Source organism: Flexivirga sp. (assembly GCF_051955415.1).
GTDB lineage: Bacteria > Actinomycetota > Actinomycetes > Actinomycetales > Dermatophilaceae > Flexivirga.
The window spans coordinates 15,690-27,708 of record NZ_JBQCGS010000070.1; the positions used below are offsets into that span (position 1 = coordinate 15,690).

A 12,019-nucleotide genomic window follows, 5' to 3' on the forward strand; every position below is an offset into this window, starting at 1 on the left:
CGGAGGTCGGGGTAGCGTCGTGGCCATGGATCTGGGTATCAATCTGGGCTACTGGGGCACGACCGGCACCGACGATCTGGCGGCGATGAAGGAACTCACGTCGGCCGCCGACGGCGCCGGTTACCGGGTGGCCTGGTTGGCCGAGGCCTACGGCTCGGACGTGCCGTCCCTCGCGGCATACCTGAGCGCCTTCACGACCCACCTCGAGTGGGGCAGCGCCGTGTTCCAGATCCCGGCACGGACCCCCGCGATGGCCGCGATGACGGCCGCCACGCTGGACAGGATCACCGGCGGTCGGTTCCGCCGCGGCCGCGGCGTGTCGGGTCCGCAGGTGAGCGAGGGCTGGCACGGTGTCCGCTTCGACAGTCCGCTGGGTCGCACCCGCGAGTACGTCGACATCATTCGGTTGGCGTTCGACCGCAAGAACGTCGAGTACCACGGCAGACACTTCGAACTCCCGCTGCCGGACGGGCCGGGCAAGGCGCTCCGACTGCTCCTGCTACCCGAACGCCCCCAGGTGCCCATCTACCTGGCTTCCATCGGTCCCAAGAACATGGAGCTGACCGGTGAGATCGCCGACGGCTGGCTGGGCATCTTCGTCAGCCCCGAGCACCTGCCCGAGCAACTCGAGCAGTTGCGCACCGGGCGGACGAAGGCCGGCCACGCCGACGGTTCGCTGGACGGCTTCGACGTCGCGGCGCAGGTCGGCCTGAGCCGGGCCGACGACCTGGACACCGGCGCGGATCGGTTGCGCGCCAACGCCGCGCTGTATGTCGGTGGGATGGGCTCACGGAAGAAGAACTTCTACAACGCGCTGGCCCGGCGGATGGGGTTCGGCGAGGCGGCCCAACAGGTGCAGGACCTCTTCCTGGACCGCAAGCATCGCGACGCCGCCATGGCCGTGCCGCGCGACTTCATCGACCGGACGGCGCTCATCGGCCCCCGCGAGCACATCGCCGAGCGGCTGCACGCGTATGCCGCCGCCGGCGTGACCACGCTCAGCGTCTCGCCGGCGGGCGACCCCCTCGAGGAGCGGATCTCGGCGGTGCGCACGCTCGCCGACATCATGGACGCCGAAGGGTTGCGCTGACGCGATGGCCACTGTTCTCCTGCTGCGGCACGGCCGCACGACCTCCAACACCTCCGGGGTGCTGGCCGGCTGGACACCCGGAGTCGCACTGGACGAGACCGGTGAACGTCAGGTCAACGAGGTGCGCAAGCGGCTCGAGCAGTTGCCGATCGTGCGGATCGTCAGCAGCCCGTTGCAGCGGTGCCAGCAGACCGCGGCAGCGGTGGCGGCAGGCGCCCCGGACGTTGCCGTCGAGACCGACGAACGCCTGGGGGAGTGCCGCTACGGAGGCTGGACCGGCCGCAAGATCAGTGAACTGGTCACGGACGACCTGTGGCGCACCGTGCAGGACCACCCCTCCGCGGCGGTCTTCCCGCCCTCGCCCGACTTCGCCCACGAATCGCTGGCGCAGATGTCCTCCCGGGCCGTCGCGGCCGTGCGGCAGCTCGACGCGGAGGTCGAGGCTGCGCACGGTCCCCGCGCGATCTGGGTGGCGGTGTCGCACGGGGACGTCATCAAGGCGTTGCTCGCCGATGCTCTCGGCAGCCACCTGGACCAGTTCCAGCGCATCGTCGTGGGTCCCGCGTCGGTCAGCGCCGTCCGGTACACCGCGCGGCGCCCGTTCGTGGTCCGGGTCAACGACAGCACCGGCGACCTGACCGACATACCCGACAAGGAGCCGTCGACCGGTGATGCGACACCTGGCGGCGAGACCGGCACGGATTCCGCGGATTAGGCTGGCGAGTATGCCGACAATTGAGTTCGACCACCCGGACCGGTTCATCGCCGGCACGGTCGGCCCGCCCGGTGCCCGGACGTTCTTCCTGCAGGCCGTTCAGGGTCGCCGTGTGATCTCGGTGTCCCTGGAGAAGGAGCAGGTCGCCGTCCTCGCCGAGCGCGTCAACGACCTGCTCGACGAGTTGTCGGTGGACGAGGACCTGCCGGTCGCCGACGAGGACAACGACCCGTTGACGCCGCCCATCGAGGACGAGTTCCGGGTGAGCACGCTCAGCCTGGCCTGGGAGCCGGAGCGGCAAGTGCTGATCATCGAGGCGCACGACCGGCAGGTCGAGCTGGAGCCCACCGGCGACGGTGAGGAGTTGCGGGAGGTCACCGACCCCGACGGCCAGCTGGTACGGGTGCTGCTCGGTCCCGCGCAGGCACGCGAGTTCGCACGACGCGGCCTGGCGTCCGTGGCCGACGGTCGCCCGGCGTGTCCCTTCTGCGGTGGTCCGCTCGACTCGAGCGGCCACATCTGTCCCCGTGCCAACGGCTATCGACGCTGAGCGACTGCAGCGGCTCCTGCTGGACGGGCCGCTGGAGGTCGAGGGCCGGTTGGTCGAGGCGTCCAACTTCGTGCTGCGAGTGTGGATCGACAGCGACGGCGAGCGAATCCCCGCTGTCTACAAGCCCGTCCGCGGCGAGCAGCCGTTGTGGGACTTCCCCGAGGGCACACTCGCGGGCCGCGAGTATGCCGCCTATCTCATCGCGCGCGTCGGTGGCTGGGACTGCGTGCCGGTCACCGTGCTGCGACCCGACGGGCCGCTCGGCGCCGGTTCGGTCCAGCAATGGGTCGGCCCGCTGGAACCGGTGACCGAGAACGATCTGCTGCGGATCGATCCGGTGGCCGCCGTGCCGTCGGACTACCTGCCGGTCCTCGGCGTGCACGACGAGGAGGACCAGCCGCTGGTCGTCTCCCACGCAGCGCACGCGACACTGCGGGACGTCGCCCTGCTCGACGTGGTCCTCAACAACGCCGACCGCAAGGCCTCCGCACTGATCGTCGACGACGATCATCTGTATGCCGTCGACCACGGACTCACCTTCCACGCGGAGGAGAAGCTGCGCACGGTGCTCTGGGGGTTCGCCGGAGAAACGTTGTCGCAGCGCGAGATCGGGCGGCTCGAGGCCGTCCGCGATGCCCTCGCAGGCGTGCTGGGCGAGACGCTGCGAGGCGTCATACAGCAGGACGAGCTGGTGGCCCTGCGCAACCGGGTCGAGGACCTGTTGCAGACGCGGCAACTGCCGGCGCCACCCGACTACCGGCATCCGCTGCCGTGGCCGCTCTGGTAGCACCCTTATCCTGGACAGCGTGACGATTGCTCCGTGGGCCTCGCCGAATCTGCCCGGTTTACAAGGAAAAGGCCGCCCATTGGCGCTGTGGCGACACCGTGCCTCCGAGGTCGTGCCGCTCGAGATCAACGGGGCCGCGCGGATGTATGTCTGCGGGATCACGCCCTACGACGCGACTCATCTCGGTCATGCCGCGACCTACGTGACGTTCGACCTGGCCGGCCGGGTGCTGCGCGACGCCGGCCACGAGGTCCACTATGTGCAGAACGTCACCGACGTCGACGATCCGCTGCTGGAGCGAGCCACCCGCGACGGCGTCGACTGGCGTGACCTCGCGACCAGCGAGATCGAGCTCTTCCACACCGACATGACCGCGTTGCGGGTGCTCGCGCCGGATCACTACGTGAGCGTGGTGGAGACGATGGACCGCCATGTCGCCACGATCGAGGGACTGGTCGGCAAGGGCGTCACCTACACGGTGCCCACCCCGGACGCGGTCGAACCAGGGGCGCAGGACATCTACCTCGACCTGTCCACCCAGCCGACCTTCGGCGCGGCCAGCGGCTGGGACCGGGACCAGATGCTCGCGGTCTTCGCCGAGCGCGGCGGCGATCCGGACCGGGACGGCAAGCGTGATGCGCTGGATCCCCTGCTGTGGCGCGTGGAGCGCGCAGGGGAGCCGGCGTGGGACGCCGGCGAGCTGCGCCGTGGCCGTCCCGGCTGGCACGTGGAGTGCACCACCATCGCCTTGGACCATCTCGGGATGGGCTTCGACCTGCAGGGCGGCGGCACCGACCTGATTTTCCCGCACCACGAGATGTCCGCCGTGCAGGCTGTGGCGTTGACCGACGACCCGCCGTTCGCGCGCACCTACGCGCACCAGGCGATGGTCGCGTACGACGGCGAGAAGATGAGCAAGTCCAAGGGCAACCTCGTGCGGGTGTCCGACCTGCGCACGGCCGGTGTGGACCCGATGGCGATCCGTCTCGTGCTGCTCGACCAGCACTACCGGACGCCGTGGGAGTACACCGACGATCTGCTGGACACCGCCGTCAAGCGCTGGGACCGCTGGACACGGGCCTTGGCATCGCGCGGCGACGCCGGCGCCGCGGCGCTCATCGACGGCATCCGTGCCGCGCTGGCGCACGACCTGGACAGCGCCGGTGCGCTGCGGCTGGTGGACGACTGGGCCGCCGGTCCGGACGAGGGCGCGGCCAGTCCGCTGGTCACCGACGCGCTGGACGCGTTGCTGGGCCTGCGCGCCTGACTTATTCGTCGGTGTCGCGGCGGCGCAGGTATTTCTCGAACTCCCGCGCGATGGCATCACCGCTGGCCTCGGGCAGCTCGGTGGTGTCCTGGGTCTGCTCCAGCGAGTGGACGTAGTCGGCGACCTCGTCGTCGGACGCGGCGAGTTCGTCGACACCGTGCTCCCAGGCGCGTGCCTGCTCCACCAGGTCGGCATGGCCGATGAGGGCGTCGAACAGCTCCTCCAGACGGGTCAGCAGCGCGAGGGTCGCCTTGGGGGACGGGCCGGCACCGGCGTAGTGCGGGACCGCGGCCCAGCAGGACAGCGTCGGTATGTCGCCCTGGTGCGCCGCGTCGGTGAAGACCCCGACGATGCCGGTCGGCCCCTCGTAGCGGTTGGGCTCGACGTCATACCGCTGCCGCGTCTCCTCGTGCTCCGAGGTCACGGTGACGGGGATCGGTCGGGTGTGCGGCACGTCGGCGAGCAGACCGCCGAGGGTGATGATCATGCCGACCTCGCACTCGGTCGCGAAGTCCATCAGCTCCTCGGTGAAGGCACGCCACCGCATCGACGGTTCGATGCCCTGCACCAGGATCACGTCCCGGTCCAGCGGGGTGTTCCGTGCCAGGAAGATCCGCGTGGTGGGCCAGACGACCTCGCGCCGTCCGGAGTCACTGGTGATCCGTGGTCGATTGACCTGGAAGTCGTAGTAGAGCTCGGGGTCGAGCGCGGCCAACGGGGTTGCGTCCCAGGTGTCGATCAAGTGCGTGACGGTCGCCGACGCGGTCTCGCCCGCGTCGTTCCAGCCTTCGAACGCGGCGATCATGATCGGGTCGCGCAGCAACGGCACGTCCTCGAAGTCGATCACCGGGTCCTCCTCATCGCCGTGAACATCACCGAGGTTCAGCTTAGGCCGTCGCGACGCCGCGGGAGACTGCCCATCGGCGTGGCGCGCCGGTCGTTAGACTCGTGCCATTCTGCGCAGACTCCCGAAGGGATCCCACAGTGAGCAGCCGCTCCGACATTGCAGTTGATTCAGAACAGGCACCGGACGCCGGGCGCGGAGCGAGCGCCCTTGCACGCGTGACGCCGTCAACGTGCGACACCTCCCTGGTTCGTCCGGATGCCACCGAAGCCCTCACCGACGCGATGACGCGACGGGTGCTGCTGCTCGACGGGTCCATGGGCGTCTTCATCCAACGACACAAGCTGAGCGAGGAAGAGTTCCGGGGCGAGCGGTTCGCCGACTGGGACCAGGACGTCAAGGGCAACAACGACCTCCTGTCGCTGACGAACCCGTCGGTGATCAGCGCCATTCACGACGCCTACCTGGAGTCCGGCGCGGACATCATCGAGACCAACACTTTCAGCGCGCAGCGCATCTCGATGGCCGACTACGGCATGGAGGAGCTCAGCTATGAGCTCAACTACGAGTCGGCGCTATTGGCCCGGGCGGCGTGTGACGCCGCGAGCACACCCGAGCGTCCGCGGTATGTCGCCGGTGCCCTCGGACCGACCAACCGCACCGCGTCGATCTCCCCGGACGTCAACGACCCGGGCGCGCGCAACATCTCCTTCGAGCAGCTCGTCGACGCCTACCACGAGCAGGCCGAGGGCCTGGTCGACGGCGGCAGTGACCTGCTGCTGATCGAGACGATCTTCGACACCCTCAACGCCAAGGCCGCGGTGTTCGCCCTGGAGACGCTCTTCGAGGAGCGGGGCCGCCGGTGGCCGGTGTTCATCTCCGGCACCATTACCGACGCATCCGGCCGGACCCTGTCCGGCCAGGTCACCGAGGCGTTCTGGAACAGCATCCGGCACGCCCGGCCGTTGGCGGTGGGATTCAACTGCGCCCTTGGCGCCGCCGACATGCGGCCGTATGCCGCCGAACTCGCTCGGATCGCAGACTGTTTCACCTTCTGCTATCCCAATGCAGGACTGCCCAACGCCTTCGGCGAATACGACCAAACCGCCGCCGAGATGGCCGACGTGCTGGGCGAATTCGCCAAGGACGGCCTGGTCAATGTGCTGGGCGGTTGTTGCGGCACGACGCCGGAGCACATCGCCGAGATCGGTGACCGGATCGAGGGCCTCGCGCCCCGCGTCCCCGCAGATGTGGCGCCCGCGCTGCGGCTGTCGGGTCTCGAGCCGCTGAACGTCACCGACGAATCGTTGTTCGTCAACGTCGGCGAACGCACCAACATCACCGGCTCGGCGCGCTTCCGCAAGCTCATCAAGGAGGGCGACTACCCGACCGCCCTCAACGTCGCCCGGCAGCAGGTCGAGGCCGGCGCCCAGGTCATCGACGTCAACATGGACGAGGGCATGATCGACGGCGTCGCGGCGATGGACCGCTTCTGCAAACTGATCGCGACCGAGCCGGACATCTGCCGGGTGCCGGTCATGATCGACTCCTCCAAGTGGGAGGTCATCGAGGCCGGACTGCGCTGTGTCCAGGGCAAATCCATCGTCAACTCGATCTCCATGAAGGAGGGCGTCGAGAAGTTCGTCGAGCAGGCGAAGCTGTGCCGCAAGTACGGCGCGGCGGTGGTGGTGATGGCGTTCGACGAGACCGGACAGGCCGACACGCTCGAGCGGCGCAAGGAGGTCTGTCAGCGCGCCTACGACATCCTGACCCAGGAGGTCGGCTTCCCGGCCGAGGACATCATCTTCGACGCGAACATGTTCGCGCTGGCGACCGGCATCGAGGAGCACCGCGCCTACGGCACCGACTTCATCGAGGCGACGCGCTGGATCAGTGAGAACCTCCCCGGCGTGCTCACCTCGGGTGGCGTCTCCAACGTGTCGTTCTCCTTCCGTGGCAACAACCCGGTGCGGGAGGCGATCCACGCGGTCTTCCTCTACCACGCGATCAAGGCCGGCCTGTCCATGGGCATCGTCAACGCCGGGCAGCTCGGCGTCTACGACGAGCTGGACCCCGTGCTGCGCGAGCGCATCGAGGACGTCGTACTCAACCGCCGGGCGGACGCCACCGAACGCCTGCTCGAGGTCGCCGAGGAGCACAACAAGGCGGCCGAGGACCAGAGCCCCGACGACAAGCTCAGGTGGCGCGAGGACCCGGTGCGCGAGCGCATCACGCACGCGCTGGTCAAGGGCATCGACGAATACATCGTCGAGGACACCGAGGAGATGCGTCTCGAACTGGCGGCGGCGGGGGAGCGGCCGCTCAACGTCATCGAGGGTCCGTTGATGGACGGTATGGGCGTCGTCGGTGATCTCTTCGGCGCCGGCAAGATGTTCCTGCCGCAGGTCGTCAAGTCGGCCCGCGTGATGAAAAGGGCTGTCGCCCACCTGATTCCGTTCATCGAGGCGGAGAAGAAGCCAGGCGACGCCGAACGCGCCAAGGGCAAGATCGTGATGGCCACCGTCAAGGGTGACGTCCACGACATCGGCAAGAACATCGTCGGTGTGGTCCTGCAGTGCAACAACTACGACGTCGTCGACCTCGGTGTCATGGTGCCCGCCCAGAAGATCCTCGACACCGCCAAGGCCGAGAACGCCGACATGATCGGGCTGTCCGGGCTGATCACCCCGTCGCTGGACGAGATGGTCAACGTCGCGTCCGAGATGGAACGCCAGGGTTGGGACATCCCGCTGCTCATCGGCGGTGCGACCACCTCCCGAGCACACACCGCGGTCAAGGTGACACCGAAGTACCACGGCGACGTGGTGTGGGTGAAGGACGCCTCACGGTCGGTGCCCACCGCCTCGGCGTTGCTGTCCGACGAACGCCACGACGCGTTCATGGCAGACATCAACGCCGACTACGAGTCGATCCGCAAGCGGAATGCCGCCAAGAACACCGCGCGGCCACTGCTCACGTATGACGACGCGCTCGCCGAGCGAACGCCGATAGACTGGACCGACTATCAACCGCCGCGGCCGCGGTTCCTGCTGCAGCAGGCCCGAGACGTCGCCGACGACGGTGAGCTGGGCAAGATCGCGTCATACACGCGCACCTTCCACGACTACCCGCTGGCGACACTGCGCGACTACATCGACTGGCAGCCGTTCTTCAACGCCTGGGAGATGAAGGGCAAATTCCCGGACATCCTGAACAACCCGTCCACCGGCGAAGCAGCGCGCAAGTTGTGGGACGACGCGCAGGAGATGCTCGACAAGGCCATCGAGCACCGCTGGCTGCGGGCGAACGCCGTGGTCGGTTTCTTCCCGGCCAACGCCGTCGGTGACGACATCGAGCTCTACACCGACGAGACGCGCGGCGAACTGCGCACGACCCTGCACCATCTGCGGCAACAGGGGCACCACCGGGCGGGCGTGCCCAACCGGTCGCTGGCCGACTACGTCGCGCCCAAGGACACCGGGTTGCGTGACTACGTGGGCGGATTCGCGGTCACTGCGGGCCTCGGCTCGCAGGAGAAGATCATGGAGTTCAAGAAGGAACTCGACGACTACAGCGCGATCCTGCTCGAGTCGATCGCCGACCGGCTCGCCGAGGCGTTCGCCGAACGCCTGCACGACGTCGTCCGGCACGAGCTGTGGGGATACGCGCCGGACGAGAAGTTGAGCAACGAGGACTTGATCGCGGAGAAGTACCGCGGCATCCGACCGGCGCCCGGTTACCCGGCCTGCCCGGACCACACGGAGAAGGCGACGCTCTTCGAGCTGCTGGACGTCACGAACCAGACGGGCATCGAGCTCACCGACTCCATGGCGATGTGGCCCGGCGCGGCGGTCAGCGGCTGGTACTTCTCGCACCCGGAGTCGCAGTACTTCGTGGTGGGCCGGCTCGGCAAGGACCAGGTGGAGTCCTACGCCGCCCGCAAGGGCTGGACGCTGCAGCAGGCGGAGCGCTGGCTCTCCTCGAATCTCGGCTACGAACCGGAGGACTGACCCATCAGCACACAACAGCACGTCGCTCGGAGTCGAGGCGACGGAGCCGGCGCGGGAGCGCCGCGAGACCACCACGCGCTGCCGGCGGCCGTCCTGTGGGACATGGACGGCACACTCGTCGACACCGAGCCCCTGTGGATCGCCGCCGAGCGGGAGCTCGTGGCGTCATACGGCGGGGAGTGGTCCGACGAGATGGCGCACCAGCTGGTCGGCAACCCGCTGCTCGTGTCGGGCCAGGTGATCCGGGACAACAGCCCGGTGACACTCTCGGCCGAGGAGATCGTGGACTATCTGCTCGAGCGTGTCATCGCCGGCATGCGCGCGCACGTGCCTTGGCGCCCGGGCGCCGAGCAGCTGCTGAACGACGTTGTGGCGCAAGGGATTCCGAATGCCCTGGTGACGATGTCCTACGACTCCTTCGCGGGCGTGCTGCTGGACAGTGTGGCATCCGGCACGTTCACGGTGGTGGTGACCGGTGACCGGGTGGACAAGGGCAAGCCGGACCCCGAGGCCTACCTCACGGCTGCTGCCGAGTTGGGTGTCGACCCCGGCAAGTGCGTCGCCATCGAGGACTCGATCCCGGGGGTGCGTGCCGCGGTGGCGGCCGGGGTGCCGACGATCGCCGTGCCGCACCTGATCCAGGTGCCCGACATCGCCGGGGCGATCCACGTCAGCACGCTGGACGGGCTACGCGCCGCGGACCTGGTCCGCATCGCATCGGGCGCCTGAGGTCACTCGTCGACCGGTGACGTCTCGCCGGCACGCACCGGATCCAGGGCGAGCCCGATGGCACCGTCCGGCAGTGGCGGGGGAGTGCCGCCGAACTCCGGGCACAGCGCTCGGTGGCTGCACCAGTCGCACAGCCTGGTGCGGTGCGGCCGCCAGTCGCCGGTCGCGGCCGCTCGCTCGATCGCCTGCCACAGCGCCTTGACCTTGCGTTCGGTCGCCAGCAGGTCCGACTCGTCGGGGACATATCGCACGATCTCGCTGTTGCCGAGGTAGACCAGCTGGAGCATGCGGGGAACCACACCGCGGGTGCGCCAGATCACCAGGGCGTAGAACTTCATCTGGAAGAGTGCCTTGGCCTCGAACAGCTGCGAGGGTGAGCGGCCGGTTTTGTAGTCGACGACGCGTAGCAGGCCACCGGGCGCCTCGTCGAGCCGGTCGATGTAGCCGCGCAGCGTCAGCCCGTCGACCTCGGCCTCGACATACAGCTCCCGCTCGGCCGGCTCGAGCCGCGTGGGGTCCTCCAGGGCGAACCACCGGCGGACCAGCTCGGCGGCGTCGGCGAACCACGCGCTGTCATCGGCGCTCTGCTGGCCGACCAGGCTCGCCAGCTCGGGCTCGTGCTCCACCAGGGCCGCCCACTGGGGCTCCAACAGCGCGACCGCCGCCTCGAGGGTCCGCTCCGCGGCCGGCACGTCGAAAAGCCGCTCGAGCACCGAATGCACCAACGTGCCGCGTGCGGCGGCGGCGGAGGGTTCCTCGGGCAACCGGTCCACGACCCGGAAGCGGTAGAGCAACGGGCACTGCATGAAGTCGCCGGCCCGACTCGGCGAGAGTGCCGGCCGCAGCGGGCGCGAACCGGTCTCGCCCGCCGCGTCGGCCGTGTCGGTTCTCCCTCGCATGCCATCCACGTTAACCGGGCGGTAGGACAGGGTCGGTCGGCCCTGGGCGGTACGAAAAGGTCGCTACTGTCGTCACTTTCTCGCCGTGTCGGGGCGGTCAGAGCGACCGTCATCCGAAAGATCGCCGCCACGTAGGCTGGAGCCATGGCGAACGCGGACCGACCCGGCTGGCAGCTGGGGACGCTGCGCGGTGTGCCGATCTACCTCGGCCGGACCTGGCCGATCATCGCCGTCGTCATCATCGTCACCTTCGGGCCGCAGGTGCGCAGCGCGTATCCGGACCTGGGCGGCACCGCCTACTTCGTGGCCTTCCTCTACACGCTGCTGCTGCTGTTGTCCGTGGTCGCGCACGAGGCCGCCCACGCCCTCGTCGGTCAGTGGCGCGGCTACCACGTGCGACGGGTCGTCGCTGACCTGTGGGGCGGACACACGGCATACGAAACCGATGACAGCTCGCCGATGTCCAGTGCCCTGGTCGCCGTCGTCGGGCCGCTCGCCAACGCCGTGCTCGCCCTCGCGGGCTGGCTGGCCCTGCACGCGGTCGCCGACGACCGGGAGGTTGCGAAGCTGCTCATCGGCGCGTTCGTCTTCACCAACGGGTTCGTCGCCGTTTTCAACCTACTGCCCGGCATGCCCCTGGACGGTGGATTCATCCTCGACGCCGTCGTATGGCGCCTCACCGGCTCCCGCACCGCCGGCCTGCTCGTGGCGGGCTGGTGCGGCCGCGTGCTGGCGGTGGCGATGGTGTGCTGGACGGTGGTGCTGCCCTTGGTCCGGGGAGAGACGCCGCAGGCCTACTACGTCCTGTGGTCGGTGCTGATCGCCGGCTTCTTGTGGTTCGGCGCCAGTGGTGCGGTCGCCCGGGCCCGGTCGGGACGGCTGTTCGCCCGCGTCCGGGTCGGTGACGTGCTGCGGCCCACCGTGGTCGTCCCCGATGCCACACCGGTGGGACAGCTGCCGCACGCGACCGACGTGGTCGTCGTGGACCCGCGCGGGATGCCGTGGGGTGTCATCGCCGCGGTGGACCTGCAGCACGCCGGGCGCACCGACCAGCCGACGGGGCGGGCGGCCGCCCAGGCGGGCGGCCAGCCCGCGGGCGGGGAGGCCGCACGATCAACGGGGGCTGGC

At 69.0% G+C, this 12,019-nt stretch carries 10 protein-coding genes; 8 read left to right on the top strand and 2 right to left on the bottom strand.

Annotated features, from left to right (window positions below; genetic code table 11):
• Window positions 1-25 precede the first annotated feature (25 nt).
• Genes ACTHL4_RS11640 through mshC form a run of 5 tightly spaced genes read left to right on the top strand, consistent with a single transcriptional unit; the run spans window position 26 to window position 4,409 of the window.
• Window positions 26-1,090 carry an LLM class F420-dependent oxidoreductase gene (locus ACTHL4_RS11640; RefSeq protein ID WP_440282931.1) on the top strand — a complete coding sequence of 355 codons (1,065 nt, stop codon included), beginning with the start codon at window positions 26-28 and terminating at the stop codon, window positions 1,088-1,090.
• A gap of 4 nt (window positions 1,091-1,094) precedes the next feature.
• Window positions 1,095-1,805: an MSMEG_4193 family putative phosphomutase gene (locus tag ACTHL4_RS11645; RefSeq protein WP_440282932.1), complete on the top strand. Its 711-nt coding sequence runs from the start codon at window positions 1,095-1,097 to the stop codon at window positions 1,803-1,805.
• Window positions 1,806-1,815: 10 nt separating this feature from the next.
• Window positions 1,816-2,355 (top strand): DUF3090 domain-containing protein, encoded by a 540-nt coding sequence (locus ACTHL4_RS11650; RefSeq protein ID WP_440282933.1) that lies wholly within the window; start codon window positions 1,816-1,818, stop codon window positions 2,353-2,355.
• Window positions 2,333-3,142, top strand: coding sequence for an SCO1664 family protein (locus ACTHL4_RS11655; RefSeq protein ID WP_440282934.1), 810 nt, complete (start codon window positions 2,333-2,335; stop codon window positions 3,140-3,142). The genes ACTHL4_RS11650 and ACTHL4_RS11655 overlap by 23 nt, the downstream gene beginning before the upstream one ends.
• A gap of 25 nt (window positions 3,143-3,167) precedes the next feature.
• A complete protein-coding gene (gene mshC, locus ACTHL4_RS11660) occupies window positions 3,168-4,409 on the top strand; it encodes a cysteine--1-D-myo-inosityl 2-amino-2-deoxy-alpha-D-glucopyranoside ligase (RefSeq protein ID WP_440282938.1) in 1,242 nt (413 codons plus the stop codon).
• Between the two features lies 1 nt (window position 4,410).
• On the opposite strand, the gene ACTHL4_RS11665 is transcribed toward mshC, so the two are convergent.
• Window positions 4,411-5,256 carry a PAC2 family protein gene (locus tag ACTHL4_RS11665; protein WP_440282935.1) on the bottom strand — a complete coding sequence of 282 codons (846 nt, stop codon included), beginning with the start codon at window positions 5,254-5,256 and terminating at the stop codon, window positions 4,411-4,413.
• A gap of 281 nt (window positions 5,257-5,537) precedes the next feature.
• Between ACTHL4_RS11665 and metH the strand changes: the two genes are divergently transcribed.
• Both metH and ACTHL4_RS11675 read left to right on the top strand, forming a co-directional pair.
• A complete protein-coding gene (gene metH / locus ACTHL4_RS11670) occupies window positions 5,538-9,263 on the top strand; it encodes a methionine synthase (RefSeq protein ID WP_440282939.1) in 3,726 nt (1,241 codons plus the stop codon).
• Between the two features lie 78 nt (window positions 9,264-9,341).
• Window positions 9,342-9,992: an HAD family hydrolase gene (locus tag ACTHL4_RS11675; RefSeq protein WP_440282940.1), complete on the top strand. Its 651-nt coding sequence runs from the start codon at window positions 9,342-9,344 to the stop codon at window positions 9,990-9,992.
• Between the two features lie 2 nt (window positions 9,993-9,994).
• On the opposite strand, the gene ACTHL4_RS11680 is transcribed toward ACTHL4_RS11675, so the two are convergent.
• Window positions 9,995-10,891, bottom strand: coding sequence for a RecB family exonuclease (locus tag ACTHL4_RS11680; RefSeq protein ID WP_440282936.1), 897 nt, complete (start codon window positions 10,889-10,891; stop codon window positions 9,995-9,997).
• A 144-nt stretch (window positions 10,892-11,035) separates the two neighbouring features.
• Between ACTHL4_RS11680 and ACTHL4_RS11685 the strand changes: the two genes are divergently transcribed.
• On the top strand, window positions 11,036-12,019 hold a 984-nt coding region (locus ACTHL4_RS11685; RefSeq protein WP_440282937.1), incomplete at its 3' end, for a site-2 protease family protein.